Here is a 16,077-nt window from a genome sequence, read left to right on the forward strand (position 1 = left end):
AACGAATTACTTAACCTTTACAGAAATGACGTTTTGAGAATATTTAGTTCAACAGTCTAAGAAGTCTAAAAGCAAAGTGTTTAACAGCAAAGCGAGTCCAAAAGTGAAACGTTCTAAAAGCGTAGCGATCTAATTTTAAAAAATCATCTTACGCTTTCGTACCAACAACCAAATCACAACCGGCGCGCCAATAATAGACGTAATTGCGTTGATAGGTAACGTAATTTCATAAAAAGGAACTTGTGCAATGCTATCGCAAAGTAACATTAAAATTCCACCAATTAAGCAGACACTTGGCACTAAAATTCGATGATTGGTTGTGTTGAAAAATAATCGTGTAATATGTGGAACCGCCAAACCAACAAAGGCAATTGGTCCAACAAAAGCAGTACAACTTCCTGCCATTAAGCTAGTTGCTATAATAATTAGTAATCGCGATTTGTGAATGTTTACGCCTAAACTCCGTGCATAATTTTCACCCAACAGAAAAGCGTCCAAGGATTTTATTGCCCAAATACTAAATGCAATACCAAGAATGACCAAAAATGCTAAAATACTCAATTCTTGCCCGTCTAAATTTCCTAATGAACCTAATGTCCACATCATAAATTGTTTTAATTCGTCAGCATCACTAAAATAGGTCAACACGCTTACAATTGCGCCAGTAATACTACCAAACATCAATCCGATAATTAAGATAGACATGGTATCTTTTACACGATACGAAACTGCCATAACGGTCAATAAAACTAAAAAACTACCAATACTTGCCGCAATAACCAAACTATAACTTGACAGCAATAAAGTGCCAAAAAAACCACCAAAAACCGATGCGCCCATAATAAGTAAGGCAACACCCAAACTTGCACCTGAACTCAAACCTAGCACAAAAGGTCCTGAAAGCGGATTTCTAAATAATGTTTGCATTAATAAACCACTTAGCGATAATCCGAAACCAACTAAAACGGCAGCAATAGCTTTTGGTAACCGAATGCTTAAAATAGTAATTCGCCACGTTTCTTTGTCAATTTCGCCACCTGTAAACGCTGTAAAAATTCCTTTTAAGGGAATCGCAACCGAACCCAAACTAATATTCATCAGAAAACAACTGATTAATACCAAGCTAAGTATCGCAAAAGTAAGGCTGTATGACGTTTGTTTAGGCAACTATAATAATGGTTTAAAAAAATAAGGTTCGTAATCAGGCAGAACGGTTGGATGAATGGCTTTTATAATATCTTTTAAGACAATATCTGGTCGTGTTGGCGCCAATTCATAATACATAATACCGCCAGTTTTCCCAACGGTATTGGCAACAGTAACGATCTTTTTATTTTTAAAAGGAGCAAATTCCGTATATGTTTGACTCGCTTTTTGAAGTTCTTCATAGGTTTTGAAACGTCCAGGACCAATCCAAATATCTGCCGTTGCAGCTTTGTCTAACACACTTTCAATGCTCAACGATAAACTTCCTGTGCCTTCAGAATCTGCCCAAATATAATTTGCATTTGCATCTTTTAAATATTGTGCTTGGAAACTTTCGCCAGCAGGCAAATACCAAATATCTTTATACATAGCGCCTGCTAAAACCTTTGGTTTATGAGTTGCTTTTAACGCCAATTCTTTGGCTTCCATATAGTTTTTCTCAATCGTATTAAATAACTGAGTTGCTTTGGCTTCTTTCTGGAAAAATGGTGCGAAAAACTTAATCCATTCTGCTCTTCCCAACGGCGTCGCTTCTGTCCAATCGCCATTATAAATCACAGGAATGTTTACTTTTTCAATCTTTTTATAAGTCGGATTTGAATTATTTATAGAAAAACCAATGACCAATTCAGGTTGCAAATCTACCAGCAATTCCAAGTTTATTTGATCGTTCTGACCAATATCTTTTACACTTTCTGTAGCAATTAATGCTCTTGTTTTTTCTGAAGAAATATAATCGGTATCAGGAAAACCCACTAAAGTATGTTCCACATTTAGCATTTCAAGTGTTGGAATATGTGTCGTTGATGTCACAACAATTCGTTCTACAGGAGTTAAAACAATTGCGTCATAGGCATCGCGTGGAAGCGTTATTGAAGCTGCTTTTTCCCTAGGAATTAAAGCATATGTAAAATTTTGATCCGCATCTGGCCATGGAGAAAATACTTTAATTACGGTTACATCTCCTGTTTTTTCAATGGAAAACTTTTTGGCATGTTTTAAAATATCATCAGTTTGCTTTGCATCTTTTGTTACAGGTAATGATTCCGTTGGTATTGCGTCTTTTTTTTCTGTTTTGCACGAAAAAGAAAGTACAGAAAGTACAATAAGTAGACAATAAATTGATTTTAAAGATTGCATAAATGGTTTCAGCTAGTTTTTTTCAAAAGTAATATTATTTCATCTTTTTGTAGTTAGAATATTTAGAATGTTTACTTTTGCACTGAATTTTGGTTTCAAGCATACAATAGTATGTGCGAATTAAAAGGGAATCAAGTGAAAAGGCAACACGCCTTCATTCTTGAACTGTTCCCGCAACTGTAAACATGTGCTGAACATTGTTCAGTACCTCATTTTAAAAATGAGTTGCTATAACTACATGACCACTGAATATTCGGGAAGGTATATAGCAAATTGTAAGTCAGGAGACCTGCCACTTTTCAACATTAATGTCAAACTTTCGGGATAAAAGTTTGCGTATGGAAACCCATACTTTTTCCCATAATACGAAAACAAATGAAAAAAACTGTACTATCAGTTGGTACCTTGTTATTGGCTTGTACTGCCGTATTTGCGCAACAACAAGATGAAAATGAGCAACTTGAAGAAGTTGTTATTTCAGATTCACGTCACGAATTGAAACGTGAAAACTCTGGAAAAACGGTCATTTCGATCACAAGTGAAGAAATTGCAAAAAGTCAAGGACAAACAGTTGCAGATGTTATCAACACTAAAAGTGGAATTGAAATTCTAGGAAGTAGAAGCAATGCAGGACAAAACCTAAGTTATTTTGTACGTGGAGGAAACAATCGTCAAGTATTGATTTTAATTGACGGAATTCAAGTAAATGATCCTTCATCTATTGCAAATGACTTCGATTTGCGTTTACTTTCTTTAGACAGAATTGAATCGATTGAAATCATCAAAGGAGCTTCAAGTACGTTGTATGGAAGTGGCGCGGCAACAGCTGTGATCAATATTACAACAAAAAAAGCATCAAAAAATGATATCGCTTTAACCGTACATTCTTCTTTCGGAACCAACCAATCACAAGACGATTCTAATTATAACATCAATGATTTTTCAAACAGTGCTCGCATTGATGGAACTGTTGATAAGTTAACCTATGTAGTTGGTTTTGGACATCAAAATACAGATGGTTTATCTGCCGTTATTGGAGAAGAAAGCGATCCGTTTTCACGAATTAATACGAATGTGAAAATCGGTTACAAGTTTTCAGATGCTTTTGAAGCTAGTATTTACGGAACATTGGATAAGTTTACAGCTGATTTTGACAGTTCATTTCCTATACAAGATGCAAACTTTCAATCGGAAAGTGAACAATATCGTTTCGGAGTGGCGCCAAAGTATACATATAAAAATGGAAGTGTAACGTTGAACGCAGCATATACATCTATTGAGCGCGCATTTGATTCAGATTTTCCTTCTAATTTTGAAGGCGAAACAATTGCACTCGATATTTTTAACAAGTACAATTTCAACAACAAATTTTATACAGTTGTTGGTGTAAATTATATAGATAACGAAACACTATTTTCTGAAGAAGCGTCTTCGTCAATTGTTGATCCGTATGTAAATGTGGTGTATGTTTCTGAGTTTGGTTTAAATGTGAACGCTGGAGCGCGAATGAACAACCATAGCGAATATGGAAGTCACTTTACGTACAATTTTAATCCATCGTATCGTATGGCATTAGGAAAAGGATATGTAAAAGCTTTTGCTTCATATAGTACGTCGTTTATAGCGCCATCATTATCACAATTATTCGGAAATTTTGGTCCAAATCCGAACTTAGAACCTGAAGAAAACGTAACGAGTGAAGCAGGACTAGAAGTGAAATTATCTGAAAATTTTCGCGCAAGTGTTGTCTATTTTAACAGAGAAGAGCAAAACTTTATTGATTATGTAGTAACTGATTTTGTAACTTTTGCTGGAGAATACCAAAATGTTTCTCAAGATTTTACAGTAAATGGTTTCGAACTTGAAGTTGCGGCAACACCTATTGAAAACTTAACAATTGATGCGAACTATACATTTACCGAGAAGAAAGATGTGGATGTTTTGCGTTTGCCAAAGCACAAAGCAAACTTAAATGTGGGTTATGCATTTTCACAAAATACAAATGCAGGAATATCATATCAGTTTACATCAGATCGATTGGATACTAATTTTGCAACATTTGAAAACGTAACGTTAGATTCGTTTAGTTTAATTGGAGCTAATATCAATCATAAATTTAGCAAGCGTTTTAGCGGTTTCTTAGCCGTTTCAAACATTTTGAACGAAGAATATACAGAAATTACAGGATTTACAACGAGAGGAACGAATGTCCGCGCTGGTTTTTCTATAAGCCTGTAACGTTTATTTAATAACTATTATACGTTGAAAGCCATTGGGAAACCAGTGGCTTTTTTTCATTTTGAAAAATCATTAATCAATAAGAAAAACAATATCGAAAATTTCTAATGTTGGCATTGTGGGTGGTGCTACAATAATCTTTTTCAAGATGGTTTCATTAGTTTGACTTTTAATAATTAGTATTTGCAAACCTCTTTCTTTCACTTCTATCTTTTTTAAAACTTTAGAACGTTGAAGGGCATCTACAAGATCGTGAGCAATATTATTATTTGAAATTTCTGAAAGTAAGTTCCTTTGATCATATACCGCTCTTCCAGGCATACGTATCGTTAGTTCTCCAGTTTTAGCCAATGAAGGATTCCTAAAAAAAGATTTCATAATACTTCGAATGGCATTATTCATACAAGCGCCAAACCAACCACCAGCTAAGATAATTTCTGAACCATGTAATGTATAAGAATTATACACTCCAGCAGGAGCATCTGCGCGCGTGACACGACTACTATTAATAGGAATCTTAATAACCGATTTTGCGTCATCAAAGGTAGGATCTAGCCAAAAGCTAATATGTGTCTTTGCCTGCAATGCTCTTTTTACTATGGGTTCAAGTGTTGCTTTTACTATGTTTTTTAATCTGTTATTTGTCATATTAAAAAAACCTTTTTGAAAATGGAGGATGATTAAATCATTTACGGATCTCATATTTTTTAGATTTTAATGATTAATAATTAGATCGAAATTAGTGAGCAAATACCTATTGTACTACGCATAAAAATACGATTTTATAGCATTAGTTTGTGTGAGCAAAACTTTGTTCATCAGAAGATTCTTTCAAGTTAATGAATTACGTATAAGTACGTTCCTATATGTAATATACTTCCATTACCTTGTCGTACTAACTTTTTAAACCATATCATAATGAGTAGTCCAAATCCATTTCCAATTACAATTGTTAATAATTCAGGATCAAAAAGCGATGTTCATATTACAATTAAAGGAATGAACGCTGCTATTGCAAACAATAAAAATCAGCAGTTTTATAACCTAACCACGAAGACATGGAGTCAGGAAGCTGTTTCATTAAATATAGGAACTGCAAAAGAAACGGTAATTGATATTCCAAGTATAGAATCTGGTATTGTATATCTTTCTTTTGGAAGTGCTTTGGAATTTGCAAATCGTATTTCGCCACCAAATATTGGAAATCCTTCTGATCCAAGTTTTAATGTTGTTTATGATAAGTTTGAAATATCATTTTTGCCTTCAGACGGTTTTCCATATATAGATATTACCAATGTAGATTTCTTCTGTGTTCCGTTGCAATTACAAGAAAAATTACCAAATGGAACTACAAACGGACCCAAAGGATTTGCCACAAGCAGAAAAGCTATTTTTAAATCGTTTAGTGATGGACTTACTGGACATTGGGAAAAAATTATTCAAACGCCAATAGATAAGGAAACTGGGAAGCCTAAAGAAACGATACGAATTATTGCACCAAACAAAGCATTGGTGTCAAATGATGTTTTAGATAATGATTTTGATGCGTCGAGTTTTCAAAACTATATAGATGCAGTTTGGGATTTTTATGCAGAAGGAAAAGGAAAGTCGGTTGCAGTAGATATGTCTGAAATTGCAGCTTTTAATCCAGGTTATGAAAATGTTGTATTTGAAGGAATTGTAAAAGACGGAGAATTTGTATTTTCAGAAAAAGGTGGAAGCGGAAGTTTGCCGAGTATTTCGTTTGCCAAACCATCGGGAAACAGTCAGATAAAAGGAAGTGTTTTTGGATGCGAAGATGTATTTGCTGCGCCCAATAAAACGCCACGGTCCGTTCCTGCTAAAAACTTAGGAGCAGCATTTAATGTTGGTATTTTGGCACATCCAAATATTGAAGGAAATACATTGTTTTTAATGCCGCCAACGACAAAAACGCAAAAAGAAAAAAACTGGACAACGTACAGATGTGATTATTATACAAATACGATGACATTAAAAGATGGAACTGTCTTAGATTGTTTCAATGTATATTCAAAATGTATACATGAAAATGCTATTGATAGTGATGATTATGGTTTTGCTTTTGATGATGTAACACAAAGCGATTCTACACTAGCCGATAAAGATGCCATCGCAGCTATTGTTACAATACAGAACATTGAGTTGTAAAATAGTATATAAAAAAAGCTGTCTAAAAAGTATAAAAAAGCGTCATTTTGAATTCAATTCAGAATCTCATCACATTAATTTTCAATGATTATGAGAAGCCGAATCAAGTTCGACTTGACGAAAATTTAGCTTTTCAGACAGCCTTTTTTGGTCTTTTAATATCTTATTATTCTTGCGGAATCACAAGTTTATGATTTTTTAATGCGTCATCGCTATCGCCAACTTTTAAATCGATATACATACGATCTCCCGTAATTCGGCGGAGTTTTGTATCTGTAATAAAATCGATAGGAACAATTTTAAAAGTATCTAAATTATTTGGTCTTCCAGCATTAGAAATACTATTCAATGCAGCAGCTAATAAAGGTTCTGTTTCGTCTCCAAGAATTCCTAAGTTTGTCAAATCTTCTTCAATTTCGATATCAGGATTCAATCCATTTGTATAGTTTGAAAATCCAGCACTATTTTCCAAGCGTGAAATTAATGGTTGCATTGCCCATTTGTGATTTGGATTTAATTGGTCGTTATTAAATGTCCATGAAGGAGAATCATACAATGTCACAGAAGCTTCATTTTTACCTCTTGACGTTGTTCCTACCTGAATTACTTCAATATACGGATCTAACGAATTAATAACCAATTCACTAGCAGAAGCCGTGCTTCCAGTTGTAATTACGTATACTTTTGTAAGCCCTAAACTGCTAATCCCAGCTCCTGTACTGATTCTATCTACAAAGTACCTGTTTTCTTGTGCATCAGTAAGTTGCGGCTGTATTTTATCGTTGTAACGGAATTTGGTAAATAACTGTCCTTCAAACTGACCTGTCACCATACTTCCTAGAGCAATAGCGCTGCTTACAAAACCGCCTGGATTGTAACGAAAATCTAACACTAAATCTGTAACTCCTTCTGCTTGAAACGTTGCAAAAGCACCATTTAATTGCGTATCGAAATCAGAAATAAATTGATTGTACATTAAATACCCAACTTTTTTTGCACCTACATCAATAGTTGTAGCGACAAGTACAGGATTTTCTGTAATGCTCGTTTTTGTTAAATCAATATTTCTTCCGTTAGGTGTAATAGAACGAACGCCACCAGTTACAGTCAAGTCTGCTAAGTTGAACGTATAATTTGTCGGATCGAGCAAATCTAAATTGTTATCTGTATCAGAGTTGAAAAATAAGCTTTCTCCATTTACACCATATACAATATCTCCACGGCGAATATCTTTTCCATCGGCATCAGAGTTTGGAATGATATAACGTACATATCCAATTACTTCTGGACTTCCGCTATTTAGAAAAATATAACTAATATCAACTCCATTAGTGTTTGAATTTCCTGATTGCGAAGCTTGTAAAATATCATAATCACTTACAATAACACTAAAACGATCATCTGGATCACGCAAATGTTCAAATAAGTCAGCCGGATTTGGATAACTACTTAAAAACGATATGTACTCTTCACTATTATCTAGTTTGCTATCCGCCAAATCGGCTACTTCTCCTTGCCAAAAGTACCAAAGGTTTAAACCTTTCCAAACAAAGTCTTGCACTTCCAAATCGGAAGGTACACTAAATAAATTATCATCTTGATCTGTACAACTTACCGTAATAATGGAAGCGGCAACAAATAAGAACAGCAGCTTTTTTATATTCAAAATTTTCTTCATCATAGTAATATCTTAACTTAGGGTTTCCTAATAAACACTAAAAATAGCTACATTATTGCAAAATAAAAATTATTTGTAACAAATTTGTAACTGGTTCGTCTTCCTTATAAGCAATCAAAAAACAAAAATAACCATAACATGAAACAGGCAGAGTTTTTAAATATCATATTGCCGTTTAAAGATAAACTGTACCGATTGGCAAAGCGTTTGCTAGTTTCTAATGAGGAAGCTGAAGACGCAACTCAAGAAGTATTGTTGAAATTATGGTCAAAAAAAACAAAGATTGAAGCGTATAATAATGTGGAAGCTTTTGCAATGACAATGACAAAAAATTATTGTTTGGATAAATTAAAATCAAAACAAGCAAGTAATTTAAAGTTAGTGCACAGTAATTATAAAGACGAACATACGTCTTTACAAAAGGAAGTAGAATTAAAAGATAGTGTAAGCATTGTTCATCAGATTTTAGAACAATTACCAGCGCAACAAAAAATTATCATTCAGCTCAGAGATGTAGAGCAATATGATTTTGAAGAAATTGCCAAAGTAGTCAACATGAATCCGACAGCAATCAGAGTTGCATTATCGAGAGCAAGAAAGTACGTGAGAGAAGAACTTATAAAAAAACACAACTATGGAGTTAGCTAACATAGAAAAATTATTAGACAAGTATTTTGAAGCAACAACAACGGTTCAAGAAGAACAAGAGTTACAGTTGTATTTTTCGCAACCTAATGTGGCGCCGCATTTGCAAGAATATCAACCGATGTTTCAGCACTTTGCTAATTTACAAGGAGAACAATACACGAAAAACGTTCCATTACAACCTAGAAAAAACTATTTAAAATGGATTTCTGTAGCTGCTGTATTTGTTTTCATGAGTGCCATTGGAATTACGTATCATCAGGATGCTCAAGATAGAGCAGCAGCAGAATTAGCGTATTTACAATTTAAAGAAAGTATGACCTTGGTTTCCCAAAGTTTCAACACAGGAGCCAGTCGCATCAATCATTTAACTGAATTTTCAGACACAACAACTAACAAAATTTTTATAACAGAAAACAATTAAAACATGAGAAAGATAGTAATTTTAGTATTCTTAATGGCGTTGCCATTAGTTACATTTGGACAAAATATTTTTGAGAAATATGCAGATAACGAAGACGTAGCGTACGTTTCTATAAAACCTAGAATGTTTAAAATGCTCGCAACAATGGGACTTGATGCTGATGATCCAGAAGCAAAAGAGTTTTTAAAAATGGTCAACAGTATTACGAGCTTTAAAACAATAGCAACTAGCAATTTATCAATTGCAAACGACTTGCAAAAATGGGTTGGAAAACGTTCTAACGATTTAGAAGAGCTAATGGAAGTAAGAGAAGGCAACATGAAAATGATGTTCTATGTAAAATCGGGAAGTAGCGAAACGCAAGTAAAAGAATTATTAATGTTCATCACAGGAATGGACGAAAAAGTGAAAGTAAGATCCACAGAAATTAATACAGTTGTAGTTTCTTTAACAGGAGATATCGATTTGAATCAAATTTCGAGACTTACAAGTCAAATGGACATTCCAGGTGGAGAACACTTAAAGAATGCGAAAAAGAAAAACTAATAAAAGTTCCAATTTTAAGCGCATTAACAATTTGTATTTGTTGATGCGCTTTTTTTAATTTTACATCAATCAATCAATCAATCAATCAATCAATCAATGAAAACTTTACAATCAATTATATCAGCACTTATATTGCTGCTATGTTTTAGTAGTTGTTCCGATAAGGAAAGCTTGCAAAACTATATTTTAGCAAATGCAGAAAACATTGGTTTCTCCTCTAGTAGTATTCCTAAAAGTGTGTTGAAGCCAATTGCTTTAGAAATGAATGAAACGCAGTTAGAAGCGTATGAAGCTATTGAGCGTGTCAATGTATTGGCATACAGAGTGGCAGATGGCAAAGAAAATAAGTATGCCGAAGAAAGTAAAAAAGTAAAACAGATTTTAAAGCAACAAAAATATCAAGAACTTGTTAGTTTTGGATCGCGTGGCATGGTCAAATATATTGGAAGCGAAGATTCTATTGATGAAATTGTCATTTTTATGACCGACAAAGAATTTGGTTTTGCCGTAGCTCGTATTATCGGCGACGACATGTCTATGAATAAGTTTATGGAACTTTACAAATTAGTATCACAACAAAACCTAAGTGCAGATGGTTTAGATTTAGGCGTGTTTTCTAACTTTATCAGTATGCCAAAATAAGAAATTGGATAAACGTATATTACATACATTTATCCAATTTTATATATTCTAAAAATTATTTTTAATTACCTAGAAAACAAATAAATTCCAAGAATAGCAATAAAAAAGATGATAACGAAAAATATAATTTCGCGCATTTCTCTTTTTTTAATCGCTTCACGGTTTAAATGTTCTATTTCAACAAACTCTTTATTTGCTTGTTCGTTGTAGATATTTAAAAAAGAAGTTTCCAACTTTTTAATTCCTTTCATAAACTCCGCTGAGCTTACACCTTCTTTTGCTACAAAAGTACACACAAAAGTTTCATACAAATCAAAGTTTGAAAATTCATTATTGTACTCATTAATTGACGAAAACTTATTTACATCAATTAGTGGCAATTTCAGAGAACTTTCCATGATAGTATCCAACGATAAATGATGTAAAATCTCCTTTAGGTTATTATTCATACTACCAAAATGTACACCAGATTCGTAATTATCTTGTATATACGATTTTAGGGCTTTATTCAAAATAACCTTTTTGATTTGTAATCTTCCTGTATTTTCCTTGACAACCAAGTTCTCGTATTTTTTTGGGTTCGTTAGTTTAAAACTTAAACTATTCATTCTCTACATTATTTAATAACTTAGCAAAATTAACAAAAAATAATTGTGAAACTAACTTTTATTTAGATTCCTGTATAATTACTTGGTTTTATGTCTTTTAATTCAGATTTAATAGCATCTGAAACGTTCAGTGTATCAATGAAAGCCGCAATTGAATGTTCCGTTATTTTTTCGTTAGTTCTAGTAAGTCCTTTTAAAGCTTCATATGGGTTTGGATAACTTTCTCTGCGTAAAATAGTTTGAATTGCTTCTGCAACAACCGCCCAATTATCTTCTAAATCTTGCTCAAATTTTGCCGCATTTAAGAGTAATTTGTTCAATCCTTTCAAGGTAGATTGAAATCCAATAACTGTATGTCCAAACGGAACACCTACATTTCGTAACACGGTAGAATCGGTTAAATCGCGTTGCAAACGTGAAATAGGAAGCTTTGCCGCTAAGTGTGTGAAAATTGCATTGGCAATTCCTAAATTTCCTTCACTATTTTCAAAATCAATCGGATTTACTTTGTGTGGCATTGCAGACGAACCAACTTCTCCAGCTTTGATTTTTTGTTTAAAATAATCCATGGAAATGTACGTCCAGAAATCTCTATCCAAATCAATTAAAATAGTATTAATTCGCTTCAAACCATCAAAAATTCCAGCGACATGATCGTAATGTTCTATCTGTGTTGTTGGAAATGAATGGTGTAACCCTAAAATTCGTTCTACAAAATCATTTCCGAATGCTTTCCAATCAATAGTTGGATATGCAACGCTATGCGCGTTAAAGTTTCCGGTAGCACCACCAAATTTTGCAGCGTGTGGAATGTCTGAAATAGACGCTACTTGTGCTTCTATTCGTGTTATGAATACTTCAATTTCTTTTCCTAAACGTGTTGGCGACGCAGGTTGTCCGTGCGTTCTTGCCAACATTGGAATGTCTGACCATTCAGTTGCTAATTCCTTTAACTTTTCCAAAACATGTATCAATTCTGGTAAATACACTTGTTGTAAAGCTTCTTTTATAGAAAGCGGAATTGCAGTATTATTGATATCTTGCGACGTTAATCCGAAGTGAATAAACTCTTTGTATTGTGAAATTTTGAGCATGTCAAATTTCTCTTTAATGAAATATTCAACTGCTTTTACATCATGATTGGTTACTTTTTCAATCTCTTTAATCGCCTGTGCATCTTCTGTAGAAAAATCTTCATAAATACTGCGCAGATCGTCAAATAATGAAGCATCAAAATTGTCCAATTGCGGTAATGGAATATTGCACAAAGCAATAAAATATTCGATTTCTACCAACATACGATATTTTATAAGTGATTCTTCACTAAAATAGTTGGCCAAAGCGATGGTTTTGTTACGATATCTTCCATCGATAGGAGAAATAGCATTAAGCGTAGTAAGCGTCATTGTCGTTGTATTGTTGTGTTAAGCTGACAAATATACTTGTTCCTTGTTATGAAATAAAATTTATTGTATTACATTTTAGTTACTTAGCGTAGTTTTTTAATACGTTTTATTAAATCGCGTGCTCTTGCTTTAAAAGCAGCACTTTGAGAAACATAATCACGTTCTAAAATGAGAAGTAATTCTTCATGAATCCAATCAAATTCTTTTCCTAGTAAAAACAATGAACGCATGGAATAGGCTTTTACGGCTACTTTCTGATCGCTAATCATCCAATCAAAACAAGCTTCTGTAATTTTTTCACGATGAGAAACAGTCAATTTTTCTTTTGTTTCATTTGGTAATTTATGATAGTAGGCTTCAATTAAATATTCGGCGACTTTTGCCATCGGGCGAACTGCTGGATCCAAATGAACCGTTTGCATTTTTTCAATATATACATTTAAATGTGGAAGAATGGCGTCTAAACGTTCTCTAGCAACAAATTCAAATAGCCAAGCGGCTCTCGCAGAAATTTTATCGTCAACCATAAACACAACGTCAAGCAAGGTTGGAAGCAATTCAGGATTGTTTAAAACAATGGTTGCATAGTAGTTTCGCTTTTCGCGCGAATGATTCACATAATTTAATTCTGAATAAAGTTGTTCAAACGTCATTGTTTTTATAATTTAGACTGCTTAAAAATAACAAAATGAAGATACTTAAAAAAATAGCAGTTTTAGCACTAATTGCATTGATAATTTTACAATTTTTTGGACCTGAAAAAAATGTAGGCGATGTTGCTGATTTGCAACCTTTTTTAACCGAAACAAATCCGTCAGCTTCTGTGCAACAAACACTAAAAGCAGCTTGCTACGACTGTCATTCGAGTAATACAGAATATCCTTGGTATAGCAATATAGAGCCAATTTCATATTGGATGGATGGACACGTACAACACGGAAAAGATGAACTAAATTTTTCTGAATGGAGTACATATTCTGTGAAACGAAAAGATCATAAGTTAGAAGAAATTATTGAAGAAGTTGAAGAAGGACATATGCCAATTTCTTCCTATACTTGGACGCATGGCGACGCAACACTTACAGCAGCACAAATTAAAGAATTAGCCGATTGGGTTACGGATGCAAGAACTGTTTTGTCAATAGGAGTGGAGAAAGGGCAGTAGTTGGAGAATAATTTAGTATTGAGAAGTTAGAAGTTAGTATTGAGAAATGAGAATTGAGTGTTGAGAAGTGAGTAGTTTTAGTACCAAATCAACGAACAACAATCAACAACAAATAAAAACCTCGTCATAATAGCGTTGCAATGTCAATTCGAGCGCAGTCGAGAATCTTTGTTAGTTTTTTAGTATTGAGAAGTTAGAAATTTAGTATCAAATCAACGAACAACGAACAACAAACAACCAACCTCTAAAGTAACTCCGCTACAACTTTTGGAACGCCCACGGAGCCTTTTTCTGCAACAACGGTTAAATCTCGATGGTAACTATTCGGTATTGCAGGTTTTGGATCAATAAAGTATACTTTGGTATGTTGAGGTACATAATCTATTAGGCTTGCCGCTGGATAGACTTGCATAGAAGTTCCGATAATAAGTAAAATATCTGCCGTATTGCATTCTTCTACAGCAGTTGGAATCATGGGAACATCTTCGCCAAACCAAACAATATGCGGACGCAATTGCGAACCGCGTTTGCATAAGTCGCCAATTTTAATATCATCATGGCAGTCATACGTTTTGTACGGATACTGTACACCTCTCATTTTTGACAATTCTCCATGCAAATGGATGATGTTAGCACTTCCAGCACGTTCGTGTAAATTGTCTACATTTTGTGTAATAATGACAACTTCATACTTTTCCTCTAGCTTTACCAATGCTTTGTGTCCTTTGTTTGGATGTACTTCTTTTAACTGTCTGCGTCGTTGATTGTAAAAATCGAGCACTAACGCAGGATTTTTTTCAAAACCTATTGGCGAAGCAACTTCCATAATATCATGTCCTTCCCAAAGTCCGTCGGCATCTCGAAATGTTTTGATACCGCTTTCGGCACTGATGCCAGCGCCCGTTAATACGACTACTTTTTTTCTTTCCATGTGGTGTAAATTTCTGATGTAGGTATGTATTTCAATTCATTGGCTGTATCATCAATGAACGTAATTAAATCTTGTTTTGTGTAATATTCCTTGGTGATAAAATCGTTTAACATGTCTATGCAGGCTTCCATCATTTGTGCTTCATCATACATGTATAATAAATTCATTCGAGCAGCTTCAAACTCAGGATATTCTATCATGATCGCTTTGTATGCTTTTTCTGCAGCTTCGTAATCGTTGAATTCCCAAGCTAAATTTCCACGTATATATTCAACAAAAGTATCACTTGTGGCCATTTTTAAAGCATCCAAAGAAGCCATCGTCGTATTGTAATCTTTTAACATTACATAATAATCTACCGCCATTAATTGTGTTGAAGGATCTTCTGGAAATTTCTTTAACAATTCGTCAATTGCTTCCATATAATATATTTCGTTAATGGCAGAAGCAACTTGGATTTTCATGATGTAAATTACTTTTTGATCTTTAATATCGCCTTCCAAATTGGACAATAAAGCATACGCTTCTTTGTATTTTTCTTGAGCAATTAGTTTTTGGTAATCATGAAAAAATAAAATGCTATTCGATCTATTTTCTTCCAGATTGATGTCATCAACATACGTCCTTGGCAAATTAATCATATACAATTGCTTTACCGTATCGCTTAAATATTCTCCTGTGGTATAAATATAAATATCTTCAATTTTGAATACTTCATTGGTATAATTTAACTGATAATCGTGATAATTTAATCCATCTTCATCAGAATAGGCTCTGAATAACAAATGATACTTACGTTGGAGTTCATCGTAATAATAATTGACAACATCATACGAAGCGTCATTTTTTATACTTTTGACAATATTTAAAGGGAAAATATCAAACTTCCCTAGAAAACCCACTTTGAAAGCTTCATTAAAAACTTGAACTTCTTCTTTTTTAAGTGATTCTTCATCGTTTAGAATAACTTTATTTGCAAAAGCATCTCCATCAAAATTCTCCATAAAAAATGTAGTGTCAAGTTCATACAGAGATGTTTGTAGAAGATCGGCAAATGCAATTACTTTTGAGTCATTAATGGTATCATTTACAGCAAAATTTGAGCTCGGTTCATGCGAATTTTGTGAAAATGAAGTTGACATGCAAAGTATGAGAAACAATAATGCAATGTGTTTCATTTGGTAACAATTTTTTAAAGGTTAAAGTAGTGATTTTACTCAGATTTCTCAAATGTTTTATACTATTTTGCTCGAATATCTTTTTATGATAGTTTTGCAAT

Annotated in this window: 16 protein-coding genes and 1 riboswitch; of the genes, 7 read left to right on the forward strand and 9 right to left on the reverse strand. The window is 33.7% G+C overall.

What is annotated here, in order from left to right:
* Positions 1-135 precede the first annotated feature (135 nt).
* A complete protein-coding gene (locus tag AA089_RS19865) occupies positions 136-1,167 on the reverse strand; it encodes a FecCD family ABC transporter permease (protein WP_046758755.1) in 1,032 nt (343 codons plus the stop codon).
* Complete coding sequence (locus AA089_RS19870; RefSeq protein WP_046758756.1) at positions 1,168-2,346, reverse strand: ABC transporter substrate-binding protein; 1,179 nt, start codon at positions 2,344-2,346, stop codon at positions 1,168-1,170.
* A gap of 73 nt (positions 2,347-2,419) precedes the next feature.
* Positions 2,420-2,657: riboswitch (cobalamin riboswitch) on the forward strand.
* Between the two features lie 64 nt (positions 2,658-2,721).
* Here AA089_RS19870 and AA089_RS19875 point away from each other — a divergent pair.
* Positions 2,722-4,584 (forward strand): TonB-dependent receptor plug domain-containing protein, encoded by a 1,863-nt coding sequence (locus AA089_RS19875; protein ID WP_046758757.1) that lies wholly within the window; start codon positions 2,722-2,724, stop codon positions 4,582-4,584.
* A gap of 72 nt (positions 4,585-4,656) precedes the next feature.
* Here the strand turns inward: AA089_RS19875 and AA089_RS19880 are convergent, their stop codons facing one another.
* On the reverse strand, positions 4,657-5,286 hold the full coding sequence (locus AA089_RS19880; protein WP_046758758.1) for a hypothetical protein: 630 nt from the start codon (positions 5,284-5,286) through the stop codon (positions 4,657-4,659).
* Positions 5,287-5,502: 216 nt separating this feature from the next.
* Between AA089_RS19880 and AA089_RS19885 the strand changes: the two genes are divergently transcribed.
* Positions 5,503-6,753, forward strand: coding sequence for a beta-1,3-glucanase family protein (locus AA089_RS19885; RefSeq protein ID WP_046758759.1), 1,251 nt, complete (start codon positions 5,503-5,505; stop codon positions 6,751-6,753).
* A 166-nt stretch (positions 6,754-6,919) separates the two neighbouring features.
* Here the strand turns inward: AA089_RS19885 and AA089_RS19890 are convergent, their stop codons facing one another.
* A complete protein-coding gene (locus AA089_RS19890) occupies positions 6,920-8,434 on the reverse strand; it encodes a S41 family peptidase (protein WP_053002604.1) in 1,515 nt (504 codons plus the stop codon).
* Positions 8,435-8,569: 135 nt separating this feature from the next.
* On the opposite strand from AA089_RS19890, the gene AA089_RS19895 reads away from it, so the two are divergent.
* The 4 genes from AA089_RS19895 to AA089_RS19910 all read left to right on the forward strand — a co-directional run bounded on the left by AA089_RS19895 (position 8,570) and on the right by AA089_RS19910 (position 10,688).
* Positions 8,570-9,079: an RNA polymerase sigma factor gene (locus tag AA089_RS19895; protein WP_046758760.1), complete on the forward strand. Its 510-nt coding sequence runs from the start codon at positions 8,570-8,572 to the stop codon at positions 9,077-9,079.
* On the forward strand, positions 9,066-9,500 hold the full coding sequence (locus tag AA089_RS19900) for a hypothetical protein (protein ID WP_046758761.1): 435 nt from the start codon (positions 9,066-9,068) through the stop codon (positions 9,498-9,500). Before AA089_RS19895 ends, AA089_RS19900 begins: the two co-directional genes overlap by 14 nt.
* Before the next feature lie 3 nt (positions 9,501-9,503).
* Positions 9,504-10,046, forward strand: a complete 543-nt coding sequence (locus AA089_RS19905) for a DUF4252 domain-containing protein (protein ID WP_046758762.1) — start codon at positions 9,504-9,506, stop codon at positions 10,044-10,046.
* Between the two features lie 96 nt (positions 10,047-10,142).
* Entirely contained in the window at positions 10,143-10,688 is a 546-nt protein-coding gene (locus AA089_RS19910) for a DUF4252 domain-containing protein (RefSeq protein WP_046758763.1), read from the forward strand.
* Positions 10,689-10,753: 65 nt separating this feature from the next.
* On the opposite strand, the gene AA089_RS19915 is transcribed toward AA089_RS19910, so the two are convergent.
* The 3 genes from AA089_RS19915 to AA089_RS19925 form a co-directional block, all read right to left on the reverse strand.
* On the reverse strand, positions 10,754-11,296 hold the full coding sequence (locus AA089_RS19915) for a hypothetical protein (protein ID WP_046758764.1): 543 nt from the start codon (positions 11,294-11,296) through the stop codon (positions 10,754-10,756).
* Positions 11,297-11,358: 62 nt separating this feature from the next.
* Positions 11,359-12,702 (reverse strand): adenylosuccinate lyase, encoded by a 1,344-nt coding sequence (gene purB / locus AA089_RS19920; protein WP_046758765.1) that lies wholly within the window; start codon positions 12,700-12,702, stop codon positions 11,359-11,361.
* Between the two features lie 83 nt (positions 12,703-12,785).
* Entirely contained in the window at positions 12,786-13,355 is a 570-nt protein-coding gene (locus AA089_RS19925) for a hypothetical protein (RefSeq protein WP_046758766.1), read from the reverse strand.
* Between the two features lie 35 nt (positions 13,356-13,390).
* Between AA089_RS19925 and AA089_RS19930 the strand changes: the two genes are divergently transcribed.
* Positions 13,391-13,867: a heme-binding domain-containing protein gene (locus tag AA089_RS19930; protein ID WP_046758767.1), complete on the forward strand. Its 477-nt coding sequence runs from the start codon at positions 13,391-13,393 to the stop codon at positions 13,865-13,867.
* Between the two features lie 244 nt (positions 13,868-14,111).
* Here the strand turns inward: AA089_RS19930 and AA089_RS19935 are convergent, their stop codons facing one another.
* Both AA089_RS19935 and AA089_RS19940 read right to left on the reverse strand, forming a co-directional pair.
* Positions 14,112-14,798: an SIR2 family NAD-dependent protein deacylase gene (locus tag AA089_RS19935; RefSeq protein ID WP_046758768.1), complete on the reverse strand. Its 687-nt coding sequence runs from the start codon at positions 14,796-14,798 to the stop codon at positions 14,112-14,114.
* Positions 14,780-15,976, reverse strand: coding sequence for a tetratricopeptide repeat protein (locus AA089_RS19940; protein WP_046758769.1), 1,197 nt, complete (start codon positions 15,974-15,976; stop codon positions 14,780-14,782). Before AA089_RS19940 ends, AA089_RS19935 begins: the two co-directional genes overlap by 19 nt.
* Positions 15,977-16,077: the final 101 nt, after the last annotated feature.

Source organism: Kordia jejudonensis (assembly GCF_001005315.1).
Classification (GTDB): Bacteria; Bacteroidota; Bacteroidia; order Flavobacteriales; family Flavobacteriaceae; genus Kordia; species Kordia jejudonensis.

What these genes read in the sequence shown, in the direction of transcription:
- AA089_RS19870 (WP_046758756.1), bottom strand. Translation starts at nt 2,346, where the DNA reads ATGCAATCTTTAAAATCAATTTATTGTCTACTTATTGTACTTTCTGTA.
- AA089_RS19875 (WP_046758757.1), top strand. Translation starts at nt 2,722, where the DNA reads ATGAAAAAAACTGTACTATCAGTTGGTACCTTGTTATTGGCTTGTACT.
- AA089_RS19880 (WP_046758758.1), bottom strand. Translation starts at nt 5,286, where the DNA reads ATGAGATCCGTAAATGATTTAATCATCCTCCATTTTCAAAAAGGTTTT.
- AA089_RS19885 (WP_046758759.1), top strand. Translation starts at nt 5,503, where the DNA reads ATGAGTAGTCCAAATCCATTTCCAATTACAATTGTTAATAATTCAGGA.
- AA089_RS19890 (WP_053002604.1), bottom strand. Translation starts at nt 8,434, where the DNA reads ATGATGAAGAAAATTTTGAATATAAAAAAGCTGCTGTTCTTATTTGTT.
- AA089_RS19895 (WP_046758760.1), top strand. Translation starts at nt 8,570, where the DNA reads ATGAAACAGGCAGAGTTTTTAAATATCATATTGCCGTTTAAAGATAAA.
- AA089_RS19900 (WP_046758761.1), top strand. Translation starts at nt 9,066, where the DNA reads ATGGAGTTAGCTAACATAGAAAAATTATTAGACAAGTATTTTGAAGCA.
- AA089_RS19905 (WP_046758762.1), top strand. Translation starts at nt 9,504, where the DNA reads ATGAGAAAGATAGTAATTTTAGTATTCTTAATGGCGTTGCCATTAGTT.
- AA089_RS19910 (WP_046758763.1), top strand. Translation starts at nt 10,143, where the DNA reads ATGAAAACTTTACAATCAATTATATCAGCACTTATATTGCTGCTATGT.
- AA089_RS19915 (WP_046758764.1), bottom strand. Translation starts at nt 11,296, where the DNA reads ATGAATAGTTTAAGTTTTAAACTAACGAACCCAAAAAAATACGAGAAC.
- purB (WP_046758765.1), bottom strand. Translation starts at nt 12,702, where the DNA reads ATGACGCTTACTACGCTTAATGCTATTTCTCCTATCGATGGAAGATAT.
- AA089_RS19925 (WP_046758766.1), bottom strand. Translation starts at nt 13,355, where the DNA reads ATGACGTTTGAACAACTTTATTCAGAATTAAATTATGTGAATCATTCG.
- AA089_RS19930 (WP_046758767.1), top strand. Translation starts at nt 13,391, where the DNA reads ATGAAGATACTTAAAAAAATAGCAGTTTTAGCACTAATTGCATTGATA.
- AA089_RS19935 (WP_046758768.1), bottom strand. Translation starts at nt 14,798, where the DNA reads ATGGAAAGAAAAAAAGTAGTCGTATTAACGGGCGCTGGCATCAGTGCC.
- AA089_RS19940 (WP_046758769.1), bottom strand. Translation starts at nt 15,976, where the DNA reads ATGAAACACATTGCATTATTGTTTCTCATACTTTGCATGTCAACTTCA.